Genomic DNA, 22,524 nt, shown 5'->3' on the forward strand with positions numbered 1-22,524 from the left:
TGCGAAACCGCGTCCTGGTTGGATTAAAGGCTTCGCCGTGGTAAGATAATAGTCATGGAAATGCGAGCGGGAGTACGGAAGGATGCCTATAATTTCCGTCCAAAGGGGAGGAAGATGACACATGGTTTTTTCGCAAGAGGAGATCGAAGCGTATTTGGAAAGGCTGGAAGGCTGGGAGCTGGAAGAGGGACGCTGGATTGTACGCAAGTTCGTTTTTTCCAGTTACATGAAGGGGATTGCGTTTGTGGATGAAGTAGCCGCGATCTCGGAGGCGTTCAATCACCATCCTTTCATTACGATCGACTATACGACCGTGACACTGCGATTGACGTCATGGGACGAAGGCGGCATTACTTCGGTCGATATCAAGGAAGCGGAACAGTATAATGAAGCTTTCGAGAAAATGAGCTCGGAATAACTGAAACGGTTATTGCATAACGGCTGGAAATGAGTGAAGCATACATGTCAGAACAGAATCAGATGAGGCCTCTTATTGCTGTCGTGGGCAGCTTGAACATGGATCTGGTCGTGAAATCGGATATCATTCCGGAAGAAGGCGAGACCGTGACCGGAGAGGAGCTCCATTACCTGGCCGGGGGCAAAGGAGCGAACCAGGCTGTGGCAGCCGCGCGTCTTGGCGCCGAGACAACGATCATCGGCGCCATCGGCGACGACAGTTTCGGCCAGAGATTGATGGACAGCTTGACCGAAAGCGGGGTAGACGTTGCTCAGGTACGCGTACTGGATGAAATCGGGACCGGTACAGCCTCGATCTGGCTGTCAGGTGGAGATAACCGAATTATCGTCGTTCCTGGGGCGAACGGGAGCGTTGTGCCGGAAATGATGGATGAGGCTGATGCGGCAAAAAGCCTGAAGGAAGCGGCGGCCGTGCTGCTTCAGCTGGAGATTCCGCTGCCTGCGGTGACCCGCGCGGCGCAGCTCGCGGCCGAAGGCAGCGCTCTGGTGGTGCTTAACCCGGCTCCCGCAGTGCCGGGTCTGCCTGAGGAGCTCCTGCGGTGCGTCGACGTGATTACGCCGAACCGCAGCGAGCTCGCCGTGCTTACCGGCCGGGACCACCTCCGGCCGGAAGACGTCGATGCGGCGGTCGCAGAGCTCGCCGCATCCCTCGGGGCCGCCGTCGTCACGACGCTCGGCCCCGAGGGGGCTGCCTACGCGGCTGCGCCAGGCGGCCGCGTACAGGCAGGGCAAGCCGGCGCATGCCGTGCGCCCGGCTATGCCGTGAGCGCCGTCGACACGACCGGCGCCGGCGATTGCTTCAACGGCGCGCTGGCGGTAGCCCTGGCGCGCGGCGAAACGCTGGACGCGGCCGTAGGCTTCGCCATGGGCGCGGCAGCGTTGTCGGTGACCAAGCTCGGCGCCCAGTCCGGGATGCCGACGGCACGCGAGGTAGAGGCATTCCTCGCGGAGCGAGCGTCCAAATAGCCTTCTACAAGGCTTGGCGCTGCAGCAGCCGTGCTGCCTATGTTTTGCAATGGAAAAAGGCTCACGATCCTTCAATAGAGGGCCGTGAGCCTTTCTGCATGTGCACCCCGTGCGAAGGGCCATGCTTGCGTATTATTTCTTCTCCGACAACCACATCGCAATGTTGGCGATTTCCTCTTCTTTCAGCTTGCCTTTGAAGGAAGGCATGCCGCCTTTGCCCTTGAGAATGACGGAGTAGATTTTGTCCACGTCGTCCTGGCTTCCGATCTTTTGCAGATTGGGGCCAACGGCGCCTTGAAGCTGATCTCCGTGACAGGAGATACAGTTGGCTTTGACGGTCGCCTCCGCTTGGGCAGCGTCCATCGTGACTTCCGGCATGGTGGGTTTGGCCTCCTCAGCCACCTCCTCTTTCCCTGGAAGCGTAAACATTAACACGATTGCCAACGCGCATGCTGCAAAAAATATTCCGCTCATGATCCATTTGTGCATCCCTTAAGTCCCCCTCCAGAATGAAAGATCATCTTACTCCAACTGTCCATCTCATTATACCGGAACCGGGTGGGACAGCATAGCATTTTGTGGAAATTATCATAACCAATTACACCTTTGCAGGATTTGCGATGCTGGTTCACATATCATTCAATTCAACCGACTAATAGAGAGGCGGCCGTCCGGTAGAATTAAAAGCCTTCATAAACCATGCAGTGAAAAAGCTTCATTCCTTCCGGCGTCATTCGTTCATAGGTGTCGTGAATCGCAAATCCTGCCCTTTGATACACCCGAATGGCCCGATGATTCCAGGTCAGCACCTCCAGATCGATTTCATTTTCAGGATTGCGGCGCCGGGCCTCCTGGACGATGGCTGCCACGAACTCCATGCCCTGGCCCTGTCCGCAGCGCTCCGGCCTCATCCCGAGACCAATGCGCGTTACGCCTTCCAGCGGAAAGTATTGCGCGAATCCCGCTAATTCGCCATGCTCCGTGAGGACGGCGACATATTGTTCTCGTCTTAGCCGATCATCCCCAAATTCGATCTCAAGCGCCTTCATCTGTTCCCAAGGAAGGAACCCATAGATGTTGTACGGGGGATCATATGCCCAACTGCAGATCTGTTCGCCGTGTTCTTCCTGCATCGGAATAACGTTGAATGTGGTTGAACCTTCGTACACCACCGTGCCTCCTTTCCTGATGCGAAACAGGACAAGCTTTGAAAAAAGTGAAACAAAAGTCCTGTCTATTCCGTTATATATATTCATAATACGCCATTCGCCGTTTATATTATAACAGGATGGGTAAAATCATCATAAGGGCACGGACGCATGCAAAAAAACCGCTGGGATCATTCCTGCGGAGAATGATGCCAACGGTTTTTGTTCAAGCTTCGTTACAGTATGACGTTGCCTAGCTTGTCCTTAGTCGAGTGCAAGCGTCTCATATGCGTCCGTGCTCATAATGCGTTTGGCGCCGATATAACGGTCAGCCCAATAGTTTTCGCTCAGGGAACTGATAGTTACACCTTTTGATGAAGAAGAATGTGCGAATTTGCCTTCGCCGACAAAGATGCCGACGTGGGAAACGCCTTTACCTGTCGTGTTAAAGAATACCAGATCGCCTGGTCTCATTTCCATGCGGGATACCGAATCGCCCATTTCGTATTGAGCGCTTGATTGACGTGCCAAATCAATGCCCAGCTTGTCGAATACATAACGCGTGAATCCTGAGCAATCGAAACCGCTAAGGGTTGTTCCACCGCTTTTATATGTAGTTCCCATTGCCGAATCAATGACTTCATCCATTTTAGAATCTGCGAATGCGCTTCCTGCCCCAAGCGATAGTGCGAATGTTAGGCTGAGTACAGCTGCGGTGATTTTCTTCTTAAACAAAAGATTTTTCCCCTTCCAACGCCTGCGAGGTTAGCTTAAGGATTCGGTTGAAGGTCCCCTATGATCCCTCTGTAGCAAGATCAATTCACCCATAACTGGTTCCCCCGCTTCCCAGGTGCCAGGAATTTGGCTTATCATGATGTGCACCTGTGAAATCAATATGACAATTTTAAGTAGTTACAATTATGAAGTTAAAGATTACAAAGTTGTTACTAAAAGATCACTGGGAATATTGTAACAGAGGTGTACCTGTTTGGCAACGTTTAACAGCAAATTTAGCAAAAAAATCCCCGACCTTAGACGGGGAAAGGTCGGGGATTGCTGATTTTAAAGCGTTTTTATAAATAAAAGTTAACATGGAGATGGTAACAAATTTGCTCGCCAACCCCTGACTTAATGTTTGGCGAGCTTGGATTGCCAAAGGCGAAAATGAGCGCATATTTTCCACAGGCTGAGGATGCAGCGTGCAAGCGGATAGGTTTGCTGCAGGATCAGTCCGGCAAGACCGGTCAACCACCAGGAGAACGAGGTGAATGCGCCGAAGAGGAGCAGGTGGAAAACACCGAGAATAAGGGCAATGCCCGTCACGGTCATAATGCTCCGGAGCGCGATCCACAGCGCGTGGAACGCGCTTTTTATCGGTTCATGGCTTTCTGGAGCCGAGACCCCGAACTGCATGTACAACAAGGCATGATGCACGATCCAGCCATAGACGATCCAGCCGGCGATATAAGGAATCCCGGGCATCAGCAGGGCGAGTGAATGGAACCCGTCCATCAGAATGGCATACAGCTTTGGCAGAAGCCAGTAGCCGGGCAACAAGATGAGCAAGGTCCGGACCGTTTGCAGGAGCAGGATCGGCTTCCAAAGCTGGCGAATGCCTTTCACAAACGGGATACGTTCATCCGTTTGCTCGAAATGCTGCAGCGAGTACATCAGGCCGGCATGGATCAGGGGGCTGATTAGCATCCGCAAGAGCAGCATGGCCCCCAGAATCCAAAGGTATCGATGTACTTCCGGATGGGCAGACAGGCTGAGCTGGCTTTCCATTTTGAACAATAATGTGCTGAGTTCGCCCGCTTCAGGCTCAGGATAGCGCCGCAGGAGCGGCACGACTGCCGACTGTACCATCCGGAACAGGAAGTAACCCCAGACCAATTGATACAAGAATAAAAGCGCGGCAATGAACATGTGCTGGCGGACGAGAAACCAGCCTTCGCGTATTTTAGCTTTCACTGTTTCCACCTCACCATGTCAGACCTCCGAAAATGGCTTCTATTAGTTTGGTTGCGCCCAGGCTCCAGCGGAATTGGACGGGCTCATCCAGGCCGGCTTTTAAAAAATTGTTCATATGCCGGTTCTCCAGCACCATGCTGTACAGCGGGTCGGTCATGGCCCAGGAGACGGGAGAAGAATAAGTGAGACGGTAAGTAATCCGCTCTTCCCGTCCATCCCATTGCTTGTTCACGACGTGGCCGTCTTCAAACACGATCCGAACGGGCACGCCCTTGTAATCACTGCCTTTTTTCTGGACCGTGATAGACGATTCATACCAGGTGTTACCTTCCTTTTGCACGGGTTTCACCGAGATTTTTTCAACCGCGAAGTCGGCCATGCCGCTGCCGTATACGTACTGGTTGAAATATTCGGACCACGAGGCTCGCGTGACCTGTTCCACCACCCTCTGAAAATCCGTGGAGGAAGGATGTTTGAACCGGTACTTTTTGACGTAGGTCGAAAGAATACGTTCCATCGTTTTGGCGCCGACCTGCTGTTCGATGCCGAGAAGCACGAGTTTGCCGCGCGTATACACGTTGGAGGCGTAGTCATTCTGCGAATCGAACTTCCACGACTCTTGCGTAAGCGGGGCAGGGGAGGTAATGAGACCAGCTTGTACAGGCAGGTTGGGAATAAGGCCGTATTCCAGTTCCATCACCTTATCCTCGGCATAGGAGGTGAAGCCCTCATCCAACCAAGCCTCCTCGAATTCGTTGCTTGCGACCATACCGTAAAAATACTGATGCCCAATCTCGTGCACAACGGTGCGTTCCAGATCATAACCCGGGGACGTATCGTCCGCGCCAAACGCTGTAACGAGCGTTGGATACTCCATGCCGCCGGCACCGTTACCGGCTTTCGGAGGAACCACGATGGATAATGTGGAGTAAGGGTAACGCCCGAACCATTTGCTGTAATTGGTCAATGCGGCTTTGGCTGCATAGAAATAACGTTCTTTCAAGTCCTCATGGGCAGGATCCAAATATAGCTTGATGCGCACGCCAGGCACGTTGGGTGCGGAGAAGGGCTCTTCGGCATAGACGAAGTCCGGTGAGGCGGCCCAGGCAAAATCATGCACGTCGTCGGCATAGAATTGATAGATTTTTTCTCCGTTTTTTACGACAGAGGGTCTGGTTGGGAAACCTGTGGCTGCCACCTTGTATTTCTCCGGTACCCGAATGCGTACGCTATAGATGCCAAAATCCGAATAAAATTCCGAGTTGCCGTGGTACTGGTGCAGGTTCCACCCTTCAACGGCACGGTCTCTACGGCCTGCAGGCTCGTAGACGCTCAGTTTGGGAAACCACTGGCCTGCCATGACGAAATTGCCCGCGGTGCCCATTCGGGCAAAGATTTGGGGGAGCTTGACCTCAAATCGGGTATGCAGCGTGATGGTTTCTCCGCCTTTGACCGGTTTAGGCAAACGAACCTTGATTAATGTACGATCCTTGATATTACCGTCGTCCGGTTGAACATACTGCATGCGATGCATTAGGGAGAGCCCGTCCTCCGTTTTCATCTCAGTAATCGTCATGGAACCGTAACCGTTCGCCGGCATGACGTCACCTCGCAGTTTTCCGCCCGATTCTTGCATGAATGTTGTGTTTTGGGAGGAAAAGGCGTTGGGGTACAGATGAAAGTAAAGCTCGTTGACTGTCTTTTTGCCCGGATGGGTCCAAGTGAGGGTCTGCGTTCCTTGAAGGACGTTATCATCCGCCAGCTTCACGTCGATGTGATATTCCACCACGCGATCACTGAGCACTTCTGCAGTGGGTGTCTGCACGCTCTCAGGGGAGTTCGGGAGCTGTGCGGGTGCCACAGGCTTGCCCGATTCCGGAGCGAACGCGGGCAATTCGGATATTGTGGCTTGGGGTTTACCCAGAATGAACCATGCCGCTCCGGCTAGAAGAAAAAGGACAAGACATGCAGTGAGCCGGATCTTGGCGCGTCGTGAAATCATCATTCAATACCTCCCGTTGACAAGCATCTACAGCATGTATATGTTTGCAACCGGACGATTATTAGTTAAAATATTGGTATCAACCCTTGGAGGCTAGAACATGGATCAGAACGAGCAAAACGGCAAGAAACAGATTGCCTTGAATATCGTAAGTTCAAAAAGCAAGCATAAAGGTTTTGGAGCAGGATCCATCGACCTGAACAACCTTTCCCCAGTCATCATCGACCAAGGGGAGGCCAAAATCGATATTGGTGCAATGCATGCAAAAAGCAAGGTGGAGCGAGGCATCAAATTTTCAACAAATCGGGAAGACGTACCGAACGGACGCCAGGTTTGGCTGGTATGGGTAGCCGTGGATCGCAACGAGAACGGGCAGCTGTATGGTGGAGCTACCGCGTGCGAGATGTGGATCGATACAGAGGCAAAACGAGGCTGGAAATTGCTTGCAGATCACGTCAATCGTATGGACTACGCACTGAAACGCCGCATTATGCTGGATGAGCTTGGACCCGCGGAACGTGCGGCGCTCAAGAATTTGCTGATCTCCCACAATGAAGATTGGTGGAACGCTTCCCCGGATGAGTTGAAAGAAGCGTTGGCATAACAACGAAGCATTGGCGTAACTGCCGCTTGCATCATCAGGGTTTAACCTGATTGAACGAACGTCAAAAGAGCCCTGCAGCCTGATTCATTCGGCTTGCAGGGCTTTTGCGTTATGCCGCATTGGCTGCAGCGGTATTATTCGTCATTTGGATAATTCGGAAAGGGTGGGGTCAATAGCGCTATTCCACCCACCAGCGTTTAAAGTCCTTCCACCAGGAATGCTTTTCCTCCTGCAGCGCTTGTTCGCTCTGTTGATCAGGCTTACTGTGGTCTGCAGCATCTTTAGGATCCGAATCGGCACCCCGGCATACATCGGTTGGTTCCGTTCCCGCCATAAACACTTCGAGCCGCTTCTCTGCGCAACCGTTGCCTGCCAATTGTCCGGTTTCCGGATTGATGTACACGCTCACGACGTTATCCGGTACCGGGAATATTTTGGGCGGCACGCTCGCCAGCGCCTGTTCGGTAAATTGGGCAAAGATGGGAGCAGCCCGTCTTCCGTCCGAGGTGGATATGGATTTTCCTTGATCATAACCCACCCATACGGCAGTGGACAGCTCGGGCGTGAAGCCGACAAGCCAGGCATCGGTGTTGGTTGTGCCGGTTTTGCCTGCCACGGGGCGTTTCATCGTTGCCGATACCCGGTTGCCGGTTCCGCCACTCTCGAACACACTCTCCATTAAACGTGTCAGAACATACGCTGCAGAGGGCTCAACGACCGTTTCTGCCTTGGTTTGCGGCGCTTCATACAGCACTCTTCCGGCTGCATCCGTTATCTGGAGAATTGCGACGGGTGGGGTACGCTGCCCGCCTGCGGCGATAACGGAAAACGCCGAGGCCATCTCGAGCGGGCTGACTGGCGAAGTGCCGAGCGCAAGGGAAGGCACCGGGCTGAGGTTGCTTGTAATCCCCAACGTATGGGCCATGTCCACGACCTTTTCCGGTCCGATCTTCATGATCGTATTGACCGCATAGATATTGTCCGAAGCTGCTATGGCTTGCCTCAAATCAATTTCGCCCAAATACTTGTCTCCAAAATTGCCGGGCTTATAGGTTTTGCGGTCGTTATCATAATGGAACAAGGTAGGTTCACTATTAAAGATGGAGGCACTCGTGAGCTGTTTGGACTCCAGTGCCGCCAAATACATGATCGGTTTGAAAGCCGAGCCTGGCTGGCGGGTCGTTGCCAGCACATGATTGATCTGGCTGGTGCGATAATTTTTGCCGCCGACCATCGCTTTGATATACCCGGTTCGCGGGTCAATGGAAATCAGGGCCGTTTCCAGCTCGCTTTTGGGATCCATGCCTTTAGCTACAGCGTCCTCGGCTGCTTTTTGCATGCGCAGGTCAAGGGTGGTATAGATATTCAGTCCTCCATGGTCCAGCATGGCTTCACTGATGCCCAGCTCGTTGATCGCCAGGCTGCGGATATAGTCACGGAAATAAGGTGCCTGCTCCACCGTTTTGCGCTCGCTTTCCGGCTTGAAGGAGAGTATTTCCTCATAGGCCTTATCCGCCTCGGATTGCGTGATTTTTCCGGTTTCCGCCATGGAATTCAGTACGATGCGCTGGCGGTCTTTGGCGTTTTTCATATGATTATATGGAGAGTAATAGGTCGGACCCTTCGGGATGCCGGCGAGCATGGCGCTTTCCGCCAAGTCGAGCTGATTGGCCGATTTGCCGAAATACATTCTTGCGGCTGATTCGATTCCATACGCTCCATGACCGTAATAAATCTCGTTTAGATACATCTGCAGAATTTCATCCTTGCTGTACTTCATCTCCAATTGAGCGGTATAGATGGCTTCCTTGGCTTTTCGGGTCCACGTCTTTTCATGGGACAGATACAGGTTGCGTGCAAGCTGCTGGGTGAGCGTGCTGGCCCCCTGGGACATTTGCATATGCTGCAGATTGACCAATACGGCCCGTCCCAGTCCGCGAATGTCGAAACCGTGGTGGTCATAAAACTTGCGGTCTTCAACAGCCAACGTCGCGTTGATCAGGTCAGGAGAAATGGCATCAAGCTGCACGGGAACCGAATCTTTGCCTCCGGCAGAAAACGTGGCGATGACCTCGCCCTGGCTGTCCAGCAGCCTTGAATTCCGGTCAGAATCGGCTAAAGGCAGACTGGTTGCATATAAATAGACAAGTCCCGCAGCTGCAGCGATGAGGCTGAGCATGAGGAGCAGGGACAGGCCTTTGATCCACTTCCATAGGCGGAACCCGCGTTTGCGGGTCTTCTGGGCAGGTTGTTTCATGGGACGGGCTCCTTTCTTTTATTTCCAGTATGGGATTCTGTTGTAAGGTATATTCAGTTTAGCCGGAGTCCTTGTAAATTGTAGCATTTTCACGGAAAAAAACCGTTTTGCAGATGAAACATCTATCGCGTATAATGCAAAAGGGTAATGAAAAGGTACTGTTCAGCACAACATACAGAAGGCACGATCCATTGATCGGTATAACGCTGTGTAGTTTGGTTGAATGGTACGATACGGCTTATCATCTGATCCGGTTTGTCTCCTGTCGTAAATGAAGTGAGTGCGGACTTTCCCGCTGGCCTCAGCGAGTTCCGTTGCCAAGGCCGAATTGTTGGACGAGTTCGGACGTTCCTGATGGCGAAGCTTTCGGGACGCCCTGAGCATCAACTATACGGAAAGAAGGTAGGATCATGGAATTGTGGTTTACGGAGAAGCAGACTCCCACATTCGGGATCACTGCGAAGATCAAACAGACCTATGTTCATGAGCAAACGGAATTTCAGGATTTGGCGATGATTGAGACAGAAGAGTTCGGCAACATGCTGGTGTTGGACGGAATGGTCATGACCACGGTAAAAGATGAGTTCGTGTACCATGAAATGGCGGCTCATCCTGCCCTGAATACACATCCGAACCCGAAAAGGGTTCTGGTCGTGGGAGGCGGCGACGGCGGCGTGATTCGCGAGGTCATCAAGCATGATGCCGTAGAAAAAGCCGTTTTGGTTGAAATCGACGGCAAAGTCATCGAGTATTCCAAAACATATTTGCCCGAAATAGCCGGCAAACTGAACGAGCCTAACGTTGAAGTGCTCGTGAATGACGGCTATATGCACATTATTGAACATAAAGACGAATACGATGTCATCATCGTTGATTCGACGGAACCCGTAGGTCCTGCGGCGCCTTTGTTTGAACGCGGTTTCTACCAAGGCATATACGAAGCGTTGAAGGAAGACGGCATCTTTGTGGCCCAGACAGATAACCCCTGGTTCAAGGCGGATCTGATCCAAAAGGTCAACAAGGATGTTAAAGAGATTTTCCCGATCGTGCGCGTATACGGGTGCAATATTCCGACATACCCGAGCGGCCTTTGGACGTTCACGATGGGCAGCAAGACGCATGACCCGCTCAGCGTCGACGAGACTCGAATTCCCGAATTGGATACCAGGTATTATTCCTCGCGATTGCATAAGGCAGCCTTTGTGCTCCCCAAGTTCGTGGAGGACCTGACGAAATAAGGAGGACATTATTCATGAAATTGGATCAAGCCTATTCCGGCAACGTATTTATTTGCAGCTCCGAAGATTACGAAAACTCCAAAGCGGTGATTTACGGCATGCCGATGGACTATACCGTCAGCTTCCGTCCCGGCTCTCGTTTCGGCCCGTCCCATATCCGCCAGGCATCGGTTGGTCTGGAAGAGTACAGCCCATACTTGGACAAAAGCATTGTGGATATGACGTACTTTGATGCAGGCGATCTGCTTCTGCCTTTCGGCAATGCCGGACGCAGCCTTGACGTCATTAGCGAATACATCGGCGGCCTGCTGGCGGATGACAAATTTCCGATCGGTCTTGGCGGGGAACATCTCGTCACTTGGCCAGTCATTCAGCAAATGCACAAAAAGTATCCGGACCTGATCCTGATTCATATCGATGCGCATGCTGACCTGCGCGAGCAATACGAAGGCGAACCGCTGTCCCACTCTACGCCGGTACGCAAAGCTGCCGAATTGATGGGCGGCAAAAACATTTATCAATTCGGTATTCGTTCCGGTTCCCGCGAAGAGTTCCAATATGGCCGCGAAAACATCAACTTTTATCCGTTCGAAGTAGCCGCCCCGCTGAAGGAAGCCTTGCCAAGCATGGGCAACCGTCCGGTATACGTGACGATCGACATCGACGTGCTTGACCCGTCGGCTGCGCCAGGCACAGGTACCGCCGAAGCGGGAGGCATTACGTCCAAAGAGCTGCTTGAAGCGGTACACTTGATTGCAGGTTCCGGCGTGAACGTTGTGGGCTGCGACCTGGTCGAGGTGGCTCCGATCTACGATCCGACGCAACAGACGCAAATCGTTGCAGCAAAACTGATTCGCGAAATGCTGCTTGGATTCGTGAAGTAACCGAGAATAACGACGTCCTTTCTCTGCGTCAGGTTATGGCCTGCGCGGAAGGGGACGTTTTTTTTATGGCCGGATGGTTTGTTGTAACGGGCGCTGATACCTTTGCCATGGATCAGACACGGACGGTGGAACGATGTGGAAGCAGCGGTTGTCCTGGGATCGAAACACTACGATATACGCTCTGACTTTTGGCTAAACACGGGAAGGATATGAATTAATAATTCTGTTATTTCATATATTGAACCACAATTTGAAGGTACAGTGTGATTTGCAGCCCCGTTGGTGTTCCCCAGAGGATTTTCCCTGCTGTGATAAGCTGGAAAGTCTTTTTTTGTGCGGTGATAATAACGGTTGAAACCCATGCCAAAAAATAGTATTGTAAGCGATAACAATATAATTTGGGGAGGCAGGAATTATGGTTGATGTTATTTTAAATTCAAATTCGGATAAAGGATTAATAAATCGTAATATTTATGGTCACTTTTCGGAGCACTTGGGGCGGTGCATCTATGAGGGGTTATGGGTGGGGGAGGACTCGCCCATTCCAAATACGGACGGCATTCGCAATGACGTGTTGACAGCGCTGCAGAAGCTGAATATTCCGGTACTGCGGTGGCCGGGCGGATGCTTCGCCGATGAATATCACTGGAAAGATGGCGTCGGCCCCAAAAGCGAACGCGCGCGCATGATCAACAACAACTGGGGCGGAGTGGAAGAAAACAACCATTTTGGCACGCATGAATTCCTCCGTTTGTGCGAATTGCTCGGCACAGAGCCTTACATTAGCGGGAATCTCGGGAGTGGAACCGTTCAAGAAATGCAGCAATGGGTCGAATACATCACGTTTGACGGCGAATCCCCGATGGCGAACTGGCGCAAATCCAACGGGCGTGAAAAGCCCTGGAAGCTGACCTATTTCGGGGTGGGCAACGAAAACTGGGGCTGCGGCGGAAACATGAGACCCGAGTATTACGCCGATGAATATCGCCGTTACTCCACATATGTGCGCAATTATTCCGACAACCGCATTTTCAAAATCGCCTGCGGTCCCAATGAGGACAACTATGAATGGACGGAAGTGCTGATGCGCGAAGCAGCACGTTTCATGGACGGATTAAGTCTGCACTATTACACGCTCCCGACAGGGAACTGGCAGGATAAAGGGGAAGCGACCGGATTTGACGAAGCAGCCTGGTTCCGCACTTTGAAACGCACGCTTCATATGGAAGAATTGATCGTGAAGCATTCGGAGATTATGGACAAATACGATCCGGAGAACAAGGTTGCGCTGATCATCGATGAGTGGGGGACGTGGTACAACGTGGAGCCGGGAACCAACCCGGGTTTCCTGTACCAGCAAAACACGATGCGGGATGCGCTTGTGGCGGGAATTAACCTGAACTTGTTCAACAATTACAATAAACGGGTGCAAATGGCCAATTTGGCGCAGATCGTCAATGTGCTGCAAGCTCTTGTGCTGACCGAGGGCGAACGTATGCTGCTTACTCCGACGTATCACGTCTTTGACATGTATCAGGTGCATATGGACGCGCAGCGATTGGAATTGAACTATGAGAGTCCGGCATACACTTTCGGGGATGAGACCATTCCTCAGCTTAGCTTGTCCGCGTCCCGCAATGCGGAGGGAGTCGTTCATGTAACGGCGTGCAATCTGAGCCACACGGATGAATTGGAAGTGGTTTGCCGTCTGGACTCCTTCCAAACTTCCGATGCGGCATCGGTATCGGGGCGAATCCTCCACCATGACGACTTCGGGGCATACAATACATTTGAAGAACCGAACCGGGTTCAATTGGCGGATTGGAGCGATCTATCGCTAGAAAACAACGAATTGCGCTTCACGCTCCCTCCCGCATCCGTCGGCGTGATTGCGTTGAAGGCATGACGGCGCCAATGTCCCAAACGGATGAACGCACGAATCGGCAGGGACGCTGCAAAGGATGCAGCGAGGAGCACGGCGTGCAGATCAGCGAGGCCAAACTGGCCAAACTCGTGGAGCTGGCTTCTCGGGCTCGCGCGGTTGTGACGGATGAGCGATACGCTAATCGGCTATCCATCTGTTCAAGTTGTCCGGGTTTGCAGTACGGGACCACCTGCCGTTACTGCGGCTGCATTGTTCATGTGCGCGCCAAACTGGCCGATTCGGTCTGTCCGTACCCTTATGAGCCGAGATGGAATTGAACGCTTGCGAATAATGAACGAATTTGGATGGAGCTGTACACAATAAGTGCAGCTCTTTTTTGTCGCGGCTGGGCAAAAACTCTGAATTTGGATTTGAATTGAACGGTTGAACTGGATATAGTTATACAGTAGAGATTTTGAATGTATGGGAATCGAATGAGACATACGCAAAGAAATGCGCGGGAGGCCGAGCGTTTTCCGTATACTGAATGCGTATAGCGGTCGTGACGGGGGATGGGTTGTTCTCACCAGCCGCCCCGCTTTGTGCCGTCTTCGAATATATTGGAGGTTGTAACATTCATGTCGAACATGCGACCGGTTCGGATCCGGCTGCACAGCCGTTATGATGGTGAAAATGTAGTGCAGGATCTTCAGGGGGAAGCGACGCTAAAAGGAAAGGCATTATACGTGCGTTACGTAGAGCCTGAAGCGGGCCCGCAGGGCGGCATCACCCGCACGACCCTGAAGCTCAGTGCACAATCCATCAAGATCATGCGCCACGGCGAGGTGGAGTCGGAGCAGACGTTTGAGCTTGGGCGCAAGCTGCCCGGGTTTTATCGTTCGCCTTACATGTCGTTTGCGCTGTCCACGCACACCCGGAAAATGGAGCTTTCCATGGACGGGTTAAATGCAAAAGCGGCGTGGAGCTACGAATTTTACCGATTTGATGAAGCATCCGGACATTTTGCGATTAGTTTGCATATACAGGAGGAACCAATTTCATGACACGTAATCCACTCGATACGATTAACGAACGGGTAAGCACGGCTGTTGGCAATGCCATCGTGGCTGCAGGCATTGTTTCGCAGGAAGAGCTGCCTGTCATCACGCTTGAAGTGCCACGCGACAAAGCACACGGCGATCTGGCTACGAATGCAGCGATGCAGCTGACCAAAATTGCGAAGCGCAATCCTCGCCAAATTGCGGAAGAGATCATAAACCATCTGAATCTGGCGGAAGCCGGCATCGAAAAGGCCGACATTGCCGGACCAGGTTTCATCAACTTCAAGCTGGACAAGAGTTATCTGTACCCTGTGCTGGCGCTCGTGCAAGAGCAAGGCGAAAATTATGGCCGCATCAATGCGGGTGAAGGCCGCAAGGTCCAAGTGGAGTTTGTCAGCGCCAATCCGACAGGAAGCCTGCATTTGGGACATGCTCGCGGTGCGGCTGTCGGCGATGCGCTGTGCAACGTTCTCGATTTTGCGGGATATCAGGTTACCCGCGAGTACTATATTAACGATGCCGGCAACCAGGTATTCAACCTGGCTCGTTCCATCGAAGCCCGTTATTTGCAGGAGCTCGGCCAGGATGCCGAAATGCCGGAAGACGGATACCATGGAGAGGACATTATCGGTTTCGCGAAGGAACTCGTGGCGGAGAAGGGCGAAGAGCTGTTGTCCATGAGCCCTGGGGACCGTGCGGCGTATTTCCGCGACTATGGCCTGGAAAAGGAATTGGACAAAATCAAGCGTGACTTGGGACGCTTCCGCGTGCCATTCGACAATTGGTTCAGCGAAACATCGCTTTACGACAACGGTGAGGTGCTGCGCGTTCTTGACGAGCTGCGCGATCGCAACGAAATTTACGAGCAAGACGGGGCGACTTGGCTGAAAACGATGCAATACGGCGACGACAAAGAGCGTGTATTGATTAAAAACGACGGAACGTATACCTACCTCACGCCGGACATTGCCTATCACCGCGACAAGTATGCTCGTGGTTACGACATCATGATCAACATTTGGGGAGCGGACCATCATGGTTACATTCCGCGGATGAAAGCGGCCATGCAGGCACTCGGAAACGATCCTGCCAAATTGGTCGTGTTGATCGCGCAAATGGTCAGCTTGTTCCAGAATGGCGAGAAAGTGAAGATGTCAAAACGTACAGGCAAAGCGGTAACGATGGAGGACTTGATGGATGAAGTCGGCGTGGATGCCATCCGTTATTTCTTCACGATGCGCAGCATGGACTCCCATCTGGATTTCGACATGGACCTCGCCATTTCTACCTCGAATGAGAATCCGGTGTTTTACGTGCAGTATGCGCATGCTCGCGTATGTAGCGTATTCCGCCAAGCGGAAGAGCAGGGCATTCAATTGCTGCCGATCTCCGAGATCGACCTTTCGAAGTTGAACACGGAGCATGAGTATGATTTGCTGCGCAAAATCGGGGAACTTCCAGAGGAAATCGCTGCTGCGGCAGCCGGTTATGCCCCTCATCGCATGATTCGATACGTGTATGAGCTGGCATCCCTGTTCCACAGTTATTATCGCGCTGAACGCGTCATCACCGAAGACGCTGCTCAAACCCAGGCGCGTCTGGCGCTGATTGGTGCCGTTCGTACCGTGATCGCGACAACGCTCCGTCTGGTCGGCGTGTCCGCACCGGACAAAATGTAATTACATGACAGGCGCTCTGGCGCGCCTGCGCTGAGAAGCCTCCATGCATGCTGCGGGTTACGCCTGGCCTCATGTATGGAGGCTTCTTTTTCCTGCCTGCGCGGGCAGACCGTTCCGACCTATTCACGTTTCTCCTGCATCAGCTTGAGAGCATCGATCTCTCCGCCTCGAACTTTGGGCTTGGCGGCCGATGGTTTGCGGGCTCGCAACGGCACGGTTGCGCGTTTGACCAACGTTTTGATTTCGCCCGGCGACAAGCCGGGGTACTTGGCGAGCAGCAGGGCAATGGCTCCGCTGACATGAGAGGTGGCCATGGACGTGCCGCTCATCTCATGATGTTTTCCGTGGACCCAGGAGGAGACGATTTTGTCGCCTGGAGCATAAACATCCACGTAGGTGCCGCGATTGCTGAATGGCGCAATGCGCCGATTTTTGTCGGTGGCCCCAACGGATATTGTTTGAGGATAACGTGCCGGATAATCGATGCTGCGTCGTTTCCCGTCATTTCCTGACGATGCAACGATAACGATTCCAGCCTGGTAAGCGCGATTGACCACGTCGAGCAGGGCTTTGCTGCGCGTTTTCATGCCGAAGCTCATATTGATGATGTCGACCCGGTTGCGCACGCACCAATCAATGCCAAGGACGATATCGGATACGAATGCGGAACCGTTATGGTCGAATGCCTTTACGGGATAGATCAGGGAACGCGGGGCAACGCCGATCATGCCTGCCGTGCTGTTGGCTGCGGCGATGGTTCCTGCAATGTGGGTCCCGTGACCGTTGTCGTCGTGCGGAAGCAGGCTTCGATTGAGGAGATTGATCCCTTGGGCGAGTGAGTAGCGCAAATCGGGATGGTGGAAGTCTGCCCCGGTATCAATCACGCCGATTTTGACCCGATGTCCGGTGGAAACAGACCAAACCTTGGGTGCCCGAATCTGCTTGACGCCCCAAGGGATGCCTTGAACGCTGCTTGGTTTGTTGTAAAGGGCTGCGGTATGGATCGTGACTTTCTGATCCTTCTCCACGGTCAGATCATTTCCGAAACGAACCAATTCCTCAGGGCATGGCAGTGGAGCGATAATGGAACGGGCCAACCGGGAAGAGCGAACGGTTCCCAGGCCGGCGATCTCGTTTCGCATCCGGGATAATTGCATCAGACAAGCTTCATATTGCCCGGGTCTGGCGAACCGAATCAGATACCGTTCACTCTGCTCTGGTTCAAGGCGTTGCATTCCTTCCGCCAAATGATGCAATAAGCCGGTATAGTCCATATTGGGAGCCCCCTTCGGGATGAACATGCTGAAGTATTCTATGAATGCGTTCATCCCGGCGCATGGGGAACTTGCCCTTTTTTTGCGAAAACCCACTCCCTCCGTGTCAAAACGGGGACAGAAACATATGATGGATAGAGGGTTGGAGGGCTCTTGCGGGGACCCAGGGCGAGGAACAATCCTTTAAGGGCATACAGTCAGAAAGGCGGAGGAAACTCCGTCTTTTTCCCATTTGATTTATTTTCCGAAAAAAGGCGTGTAGGGTGCGGGGGACCTGGCGTTTGACAATATAAAAAATGGCTGGATAAAAACTTGCTTTTTGACGCTAAATAGGTTTTACTTAGGTTTGTTAATGGATATGTTATGCGTAACGGTCCATCTTGCAGGGATATAACGTGTTTGCGAATTATGTGTGAGAGGAAGTGTCAGTCAGTGAGTACCTCACTCAATTTGAAAATTGATAAAGAAAAAGTTAAGGAAATTCCTTTGGTCGATCTTGCGTTCATGGTACTTAAAGCGGCCAACACGCCGTACTACTACCTTGATTTGATGAACGAGGTTGCGAAACAACGCGGCATGACGGATGAAGAGATCAACGAATATATTGCCCAGCTGTACACCGAAATCAATATCGATGGTCGATTTGCATGTGTAGGTACAAGTCTCTGGGGGCTGAAGCGTTGGTATCCGGTTGGCGGGAACGAAGATGCCGTTTCGGGGACCAATCGTCCACGCATCATTAATGATGACGACGATGACCTGGAAGACGAGGACTTCGGCGAAGAGGAAGACAACTACAACGTGGATGATGACTTCAACGATTCCAACGATGATCAGGATGAGGATGAAGACGACGATATCTTTGACGAAGACGACAGCGACGAAGAAGTCTTGGTTGAAGACGACGACCTCGAAGAAGAAGACATTGAGGATGAAGAAGAAGAAGAGTTTGACGACGAAGAGGATTACAACGACGAAAAGGATCGCTAATCATCCGGCGTCAATATTTTGCCCTTTTTTCCCGGGAGAGTCAGCCTTGACACAGACTTGGGTAACGGGTAAACTATTGCATGGGCTTATGAATGAGCGATTGTATATTTATGATTTTTATAAAAAGTGCCCCGTCCTGCGGGAGTGCTTTTTTTTTGTGTTTTTAAGGCTGAATTCGTTAAAAAGTAATCTTTTTCCATGCTCCCGGCCAACGAATCTTGGTCCATTTAGGTTATAAAAAAAACCTTGTGCGCAAAGTCATTCTTGGAATGCATTGCCGCTCTGGACGAGGGTAGGCTTTACGGAAAAACGGTACGTTGACTTCGCCTGAAAACTTTATGCAACTGGCTTCGTGAAGGAGAGCGGCTTGCAGGCCGTGGCATTTGTTGCCAACTCCTTTTGACGATGATTACCTGGGAAACGGGTTACGATAACACCATATATCGCCTGAATTTTCGTACTTATATTAGGAGGGTTAAGAAAGTGACAAAGTATATTTTCGTGACGGGCGGCGTTGTGTCCTCCCTGGGCAAAGGGATTACGGCAGCTTCGCTGGGCAGATTGCTGAAAAATCGTGGGTTGAAGGTGACCATTCAAAAATTTGATCCGTACATCAACATCGACCCGGGTACCATGAGTCCGTATCAGCATGGTGAAGTGTTCGTAACCGATGACGGCGCGGAAACAGACCTGGATTTGGGTCATTACGAGCGCTTCATCGATATTAACCTTTCCAAAAACAGCAACGTCACGACTGGTAAAGTATACTCCTCCGTCATCAGCAAAGAGCGGCGCGGGGAATATCTGGGCGGCACGGTGCAAGTCATTCCGCATATCACGAACGAGATTAAAGAACGCGTATTCCGCGCAGGCCGCGAAGCGGGCTCGGATGTTGTTATCACGGAAATCGGCGGAACCGTCGGCGATATCGAGAGCTTGCCTTTCCTGGAAGCAATCCGTCAAATCAAGAGCGACGTGGGCCGCGACAATGTCATGTATATCCACGTAACGCTGATTCCTTATATCAAGGCTGCGGGAGAAGTGAAAACAAAGCCGACACAGCATAGCGTAAAAGAACTGCGCAGCATCGGCATTCAGCCGAACGTCATCGTTTGCCGCACAGAATATGAACTGTCCACAGACATGAAAGCCAAAATCGCCTTGTTCTGCGATATTGATGCCAACGCCGTTGTGGAATGCCGCGACGCCAGCACGTTGTATGAAGTTCCGCTGAACCTGCGCGAAGAAGGTTTGGACGAAATCGTCGTGAACCATCTGAAATTGACCACTCCTGCACCGGATATGAGCGAGTGGGAAGGATTGGTTGAGCGGATCAGCAAGCTGGAGCGTACGGTTGAAATCGCGATCGTGGGTAAATACGTGGCGCTTCACGATGCGTATTTGAGCGTTGTGGAATCCTTGTCCCATGCAGGTTTTGCGGCCAATGCGGACGTGAAGCTTCGCTGGATTCAATCCGAGGACGTGACCGAAGAGAACGTGGACGAGTTGCTGGGCGGCGTAGGCGGCATTCTGGTGCCCGGCGGCTTTGGCGATCGCGGAATCGAGGGCAAGGTAACGGCGATTCGATATGCACGCGAGAAACAAATTCCGTTCTTCGGTATCTGTCTTGGCATGCAGGTTTCCGTGATCGAGTATGCACGTTCCATCGTGGGCATGAACGGCGCGAACAGCTCCGAGATCAACCCTACCACCGAATTCCCAGTGATTGACCTGCTGCCTGAGCAGAAGGATATCGAAAACTTGGGTGGAACGATGCGCCTCGGGCTGTATCCGTGCAAGCTGCAGGAAGGTTCCCTGGCTGCGGCATGCTACGACGACGAATTGGTATACGAGAGACACCGCCATCGGTACGAGTTCAACAACGAGTATCGCGAAGAGATTGAAAAGGCAGGTCTGGTCATCTCCGGTACGTCCCCTGACGGGCGTTTGGTGGAAATCGTTGAGCTTCCGAACCATCCTTGGTTCTTGGCGGTTCAATTCCATCCGGAGTTCACGTCCCGTCCGAACCGTCCGCAGCCGTTGTTCCGCGAGTTTGTGAAAGCATCCTTGCTAAACGCTGAAAGCAAATAAGCCATAGCGATTCATCTATAAATGCGAAATCCGACAAAGGGTCGGATGCAGCGATATGGAATCTCCCGCACACTGAAGTGAATTCAGTCGTGCGGGAGATTTTTTTTGAGTCAGATAAACGTTTGATTTATATATGTACGTATAAAATTTGGAGTTAGTGCATGAAGAAAAACAATTCCGGTTCGTTTAACAAAGGTTAATTGAGGTAGAGGCAGTACCTGGGGGGACGGGGTTACTTTTCTACAGCCCAAGATTTTTCCATCAGGCAGGATTTCGTTGCACGAAGTAGAATACTTATCATGTCGACTATGGGATAGTTATCCAGTTCTCGATTGCGTACATGCTTTTCCTAATTGTAGGAGGTTTAATCCGTGGAAAACAAAAAAGTCTTAATTGTTGATGACCAAAATGGGATTCGAATTCTGTTAATGGAAGTGTTCAGCAGCGAGGGATATAACACCTTTCAGGCACCGAACGGCAAAGTCGCTTTGGAGATTGTCAAAAATGACAAACCTGATCTGGTGTTGCTTGATATGAAGATTCCGGGCATGGACGGGCTGGAGATTTTAAAACACATCAAGGAGATCGATTCGAGCATCAAGGTGATTATGATGACTGCTTACGGGGAATTGGATATGATCAAGGAAGCGACCGATCTGGGGGCATTGATGCATTTTACGAAACCGTTTGACATTGATGAAATGCGGGTGGCAGTCAATATGCAGCTCCGCAGCGATACGGCTGGTAAATGCAGTTGAGTCCTGTGTCCAGCAGGATTTTTTTGTCATGCTTTCGGTTGTTGGAGGCGGTTTGATAAAGGCAGGTCGTAAAAGGGGTATTGCGAACAGATGGCAGGGGAATATTGGATATGGGGAGCCCGTTATGCGTTGTCTATGAAAACTGTGCTGCATAGCACAGCATTTTTGCAAATGCTTGTTTAGTATTTGACACGGGATGTGGTATAATAAGCCCGTATGTGATTCGGCTAAAAACCATAGACACAACCCAAACCCCTAGGAGGATTGAAACCATGCCATTAGTTTCTATGACAAACATGTTGAACAAAGCACTCGAAGGAAAGTATGCTGTTGGTCAATACAACATCAACAACCTGGAGTGGACGCAAGCGATTCTCGCAGCTGCAGAAGAAGAAAAATCTCCTGTAATTCTCGGCGTATCCGAAGGTGCAGCGCGTCACATGGGCGGCTTCTACACTGTAGTGAAAATGGTAGAAGGACTCATTCACGATATGAAAATCACGGTTGAAGTTGCTATTCATCTGGACCACGGTTCCAGCTTTGATAAATGTAAAGAAGCAATCGATGCCGGCTTCACTTCCGTTATGATCGATGGTTCCCATCACCCAATCGACGAAAACATCGAAATGACGAAAAAAGTCGTTGAATATGCACACGCTAAAGGCGTTTCCGTTGAAGCTGAAGTAGGTACTGTGGGCGGACAAGAAGATGACGTAATCGGCGGCATCCAATATGCTGACCTGAACGAATGTATCCGTATCGTCAAAGAAACAGGCATCGACACTTTGGCTCCGGCTCTGGGTTCCGTTCACGGTCCATACCAAGGCGAACCAAACCTGGGCTTCAAAGAGATGGAAGAAATCTGCAATGCTGTTAAACTGCCGCTCGTTCTGCATGGCGGTACTGGTATCCCTAAACATGATATCGACAAAGCGATTTCCTTGGGTACTTCCAAAATCAACGTAAACACTGAAAACCAAATTGCATTCACTAAAGCGGTTCGCGAAGTGCTTGCAGCGAAGCCGGATGCTTACGATCCGCGCAAATACATCGTTCCAGGTCGCGACGCGATCAAAGCAACGGTTATTGGCAAAATCCGTGAGTTCGGTTCCAACAACAAAGCTTAATTTGCTTTTTTGCAGCTCCATATGGGTACAAGTGGAAAGAACACCGCCTAGCCGGTGTCTTTCCATTTTAACGCCCGTTTCACACCGAAAGCCGTCAGCATGAATTGCCGTTCATCGGCCGCAAAACACGTAG

20 protein-coding genes and 1 riboswitch are annotated in these 22,524 nt (G+C 51.6%); of the genes, 13 read left to right on the forward strand and 7 right to left on the reverse strand.

The features are described from left to right. The first annotated feature begins 121 nt into the window (after positions 1-121). A complete protein-coding gene (locus L6H98_RS30665; RefSeq protein WP_236421489.1) occupies positions 122-418 on the forward strand; it encodes a 4a-hydroxytetrahydrobiopterin dehydratase in 297 nt (98 codons plus the stop codon). 44 nt (positions 419-462) lie between these two features. After that, positions 463-1,443, forward strand: coding sequence for a ribokinase (gene rbsK / locus L6H98_RS30670; protein ID WP_236421490.1), 981 nt, complete (start codon positions 463-465; stop codon positions 1,441-1,443). Positions 1,444-1,575: 132 nt separating this feature from the next. Here rbsK and L6H98_RS30675 read toward each other — a convergent pair whose 3' ends face one another. From L6H98_RS30675 to L6H98_RS30695, 5 genes are all read right to left on the reverse strand, one after another. Beyond that, positions 1,576-1,932, reverse strand: coding sequence for a cytochrome c (locus tag L6H98_RS30675; protein ID WP_236421491.1), 357 nt, complete (start codon positions 1,930-1,932; stop codon positions 1,576-1,578). A gap of 191 nt (positions 1,933-2,123) precedes the next feature. Continuing rightward, positions 2,124-2,576 carry a GNAT family N-acetyltransferase gene (locus L6H98_RS30680; protein ID WP_236421515.1) on the reverse strand — a complete coding sequence of 151 codons (453 nt, stop codon included), beginning with the start codon at positions 2,574-2,576 and terminating at the stop codon, positions 2,124-2,126. 279 nt (positions 2,577-2,855) lie between these two features. After that, a complete protein-coding gene (locus L6H98_RS30685; RefSeq protein ID WP_236421516.1) occupies positions 2,856-3,311 on the reverse strand; it encodes a C40 family peptidase in 456 nt (151 codons plus the stop codon). 19 nt (positions 3,312-3,330) lie between these two features. Continuing rightward, positions 3,331-3,468: riboswitch (cyclic di-AMP (ydaO/yuaA leader) on the reverse strand. Positions 3,469-3,719: 251 nt separating this feature from the next. Beyond that, entirely contained in the window at positions 3,720-4,562 is an 843-nt protein-coding gene (locus tag L6H98_RS30690) for a hypothetical protein (protein WP_236421492.1), read from the reverse strand. A gap of 10 nt (positions 4,563-4,572) precedes the next feature. Further along, positions 4,573-6,564 (reverse strand): M1 family metallopeptidase, encoded by a 1,992-nt coding sequence (locus L6H98_RS30695; protein WP_236421517.1) that lies wholly within the window; start codon positions 6,562-6,564, stop codon positions 4,573-4,575. Between the two features lie 100 nt (positions 6,565-6,664). Between L6H98_RS30695 and L6H98_RS30700 the strand changes: the two genes are divergently transcribed. After that, positions 6,665-7,168 (forward strand): YwhD family protein, encoded by a 504-nt coding sequence (locus L6H98_RS30700; RefSeq protein ID WP_236421493.1) that lies wholly within the window; start codon positions 6,665-6,667, stop codon positions 7,166-7,168. A gap of 178 nt (positions 7,169-7,346) precedes the next feature. On the opposite strand, the gene L6H98_RS30705 is transcribed toward L6H98_RS30700, so the two are convergent. After that, complete coding sequence (locus L6H98_RS30705; RefSeq protein WP_236421494.1) at positions 7,347-9,425, reverse strand: PBP1A family penicillin-binding protein; 2,079 nt, start codon at positions 9,423-9,425, stop codon at positions 7,347-7,349. 410 nt (positions 9,426-9,835) lie between these two features. Between L6H98_RS30705 and speE the strand changes: the two genes are divergently transcribed. The 6 genes from speE to argS all read left to right on the forward strand — a co-directional run bounded on the left by speE (position 9,836) and on the right by argS (position 16,151). Next, complete coding sequence (speE, locus tag L6H98_RS30710) at positions 9,836-10,663, forward strand: polyamine aminopropyltransferase (protein ID WP_236421495.1); 828 nt, start codon at positions 9,836-9,838, stop codon at positions 10,661-10,663. A gap of 14 nt (positions 10,664-10,677) precedes the next feature. Further along, positions 10,678-11,547, forward strand: coding sequence for an agmatinase (gene speB, locus L6H98_RS30715; protein WP_236421496.1), 870 nt, complete (start codon positions 10,678-10,680; stop codon positions 11,545-11,547). Between the two features lie 415 nt (positions 11,548-11,962). Further along, positions 11,963-13,453: an alpha-N-arabinofuranosidase gene (locus L6H98_RS30720; RefSeq protein WP_236421497.1), complete on the forward strand. Its 1,491-nt coding sequence runs from the start codon at positions 11,963-11,965 to the stop codon at positions 13,451-13,453. Positions 13,454-13,461: 8 nt separating this feature from the next. Further along, positions 13,462-13,749, forward strand: a complete 288-nt coding sequence (locus L6H98_RS30725; protein ID WP_236421498.1) for a DUF6171 family protein — start codon at positions 13,462-13,464, stop codon at positions 13,747-13,749. Between the two features lie 300 nt (positions 13,750-14,049). Further along, a complete protein-coding gene (locus L6H98_RS30730; RefSeq protein WP_236421499.1) occupies positions 14,050-14,475 on the forward strand; it encodes a DUF1934 domain-containing protein in 426 nt (141 codons plus the stop codon). Beyond that, the gene (gene argS / locus L6H98_RS30735; RefSeq protein WP_236421500.1) at positions 14,472-16,151 is read left to right on the forward strand and encodes an arginine--tRNA ligase; all 1,680 of its coding nucleotides are present in this window, start codon (positions 14,472-14,474) and stop codon (positions 16,149-16,151) included. Before L6H98_RS30730 ends, argS begins: the two co-directional genes overlap by 4 nt. A gap of 119 nt (positions 16,152-16,270) precedes the next feature. On the opposite strand, the gene L6H98_RS30740 is transcribed toward argS, so the two are convergent. After that, positions 16,271-17,425 (reverse strand): S8 family peptidase, encoded by a 1,155-nt coding sequence (locus L6H98_RS30740; protein ID WP_236421501.1) that lies wholly within the window; start codon positions 17,423-17,425, stop codon positions 16,271-16,273. A 432-nt stretch (positions 17,426-17,857) separates the two neighbouring features. Between L6H98_RS30740 and rpoE the strand changes: the two genes are divergently transcribed. The 4 genes from rpoE (at position 17,858) to fba (ending at position 22,391) form a co-directional block, all read left to right on the forward strand. After that, positions 17,858-18,415, forward strand: a complete 558-nt coding sequence (rpoE, locus tag L6H98_RS30745) for a DNA-directed RNA polymerase subunit delta (protein ID WP_236421502.1) — start codon at positions 17,858-17,860, stop codon at positions 18,413-18,415. 483 nt (positions 18,416-18,898) lie between these two features. Continuing rightward, positions 18,899-20,506, forward strand: coding sequence for a CTP synthase (locus L6H98_RS30750; protein WP_236421503.1), 1,608 nt, complete (start codon positions 18,899-18,901; stop codon positions 20,504-20,506). Positions 20,507-20,877: 371 nt separating this feature from the next. Then, a complete protein-coding gene (locus tag L6H98_RS30755; protein ID WP_290371514.1) occupies positions 20,878-21,264 on the forward strand; it encodes a response regulator in 387 nt (128 codons plus the stop codon). A 272-nt stretch (positions 21,265-21,536) separates the two neighbouring features. Next, positions 21,537-22,391, forward strand: a complete 855-nt coding sequence (fba, locus tag L6H98_RS30760; RefSeq protein ID WP_236421504.1) for a class II fructose-1,6-bisphosphate aldolase — start codon at positions 21,537-21,539, stop codon at positions 22,389-22,391. Positions 22,392-22,524: the final 133 nt, after the last annotated feature.

Origin of the sequence: Paenibacillus sp. JJ-223, assembly GCF_927798175.1 — a bacterium.
GTDB classification, from domain to species: Bacteria; Bacillota; Bacilli; order Paenibacillales; family Paenibacillaceae; genus Paenibacillus; species Paenibacillus hubeiensis.

Bases quoted from the DNA above. Each gene is read 5' to 3' on its own strand.
- L6H98_RS30665 (WP_236421489.1), top strand. From the start codon at position 122: ATGGTTTTTTCGCAAGAGGAGATCGAAGCGTATTTGGAAAGGCTGGAA.
- rbsK (WP_236421490.1), top strand. From the start codon at position 463: ATGTCAGAACAGAATCAGATGAGGCCTCTTATTGCTGTCGTGGGCAGC.
- L6H98_RS30675 (WP_236421491.1), bottom strand. From the start codon at position 1,932: ATGCACAAATGGATCATGAGCGGAATATTTTTTGCAGCATGCGCGTTG.
- L6H98_RS30680 (WP_236421515.1), bottom strand. From the start codon at position 2,576: ATGCAGGAAGAACACGGCGAACAGATCTGCAGTTGGGCATATGATCCC.
- L6H98_RS30695 (WP_236421517.1), bottom strand. From the start codon at position 6,564: ATGATTTCACGACGCGCCAAGATCCGGCTCACTGCATGTCTTGTCCTT.
- L6H98_RS30700 (WP_236421493.1), top strand. From the start codon at position 6,665: ATGGATCAGAACGAGCAAAACGGCAAGAAACAGATTGCCTTGAATATC.
- L6H98_RS30705 (WP_236421494.1), bottom strand. From the start codon at position 9,425: ATGAAACAACCTGCCCAGAAGACCCGCAAACGCGGGTTCCGCCTATGG.
- speE (WP_236421495.1), top strand. From the start codon at position 9,836: ATGGAATTGTGGTTTACGGAGAAGCAGACTCCCACATTCGGGATCACT.
- speB (WP_236421496.1), top strand. From the start codon at position 10,678: ATGAAATTGGATCAAGCCTATTCCGGCAACGTATTTATTTGCAGCTCC.
- L6H98_RS30720 (WP_236421497.1), top strand. From the start codon at position 11,963: ATGGTTGATGTTATTTTAAATTCAAATTCGGATAAAGGATTAATAAAT.
- L6H98_RS30725 (WP_236421498.1), top strand. From the start codon at position 13,462: ATGTCCCAAACGGATGAACGCACGAATCGGCAGGGACGCTGCAAAGGA.
- L6H98_RS30730 (WP_236421499.1), top strand. From the start codon at position 14,050: ATGTCGAACATGCGACCGGTTCGGATCCGGCTGCACAGCCGTTATGAT.
- argS (WP_236421500.1), top strand. From the start codon at position 14,472: ATGACACGTAATCCACTCGATACGATTAACGAACGGGTAAGCACGGCT.
- L6H98_RS30740 (WP_236421501.1), bottom strand. From the start codon at position 17,425: ATGGACTATACCGGCTTATTGCATCATTTGGCGGAAGGAATGCAACGC.
- fba (WP_236421504.1), top strand. From the start codon at position 21,537: ATGCCATTAGTTTCTATGACAAACATGTTGAACAAAGCACTCGAAGGA.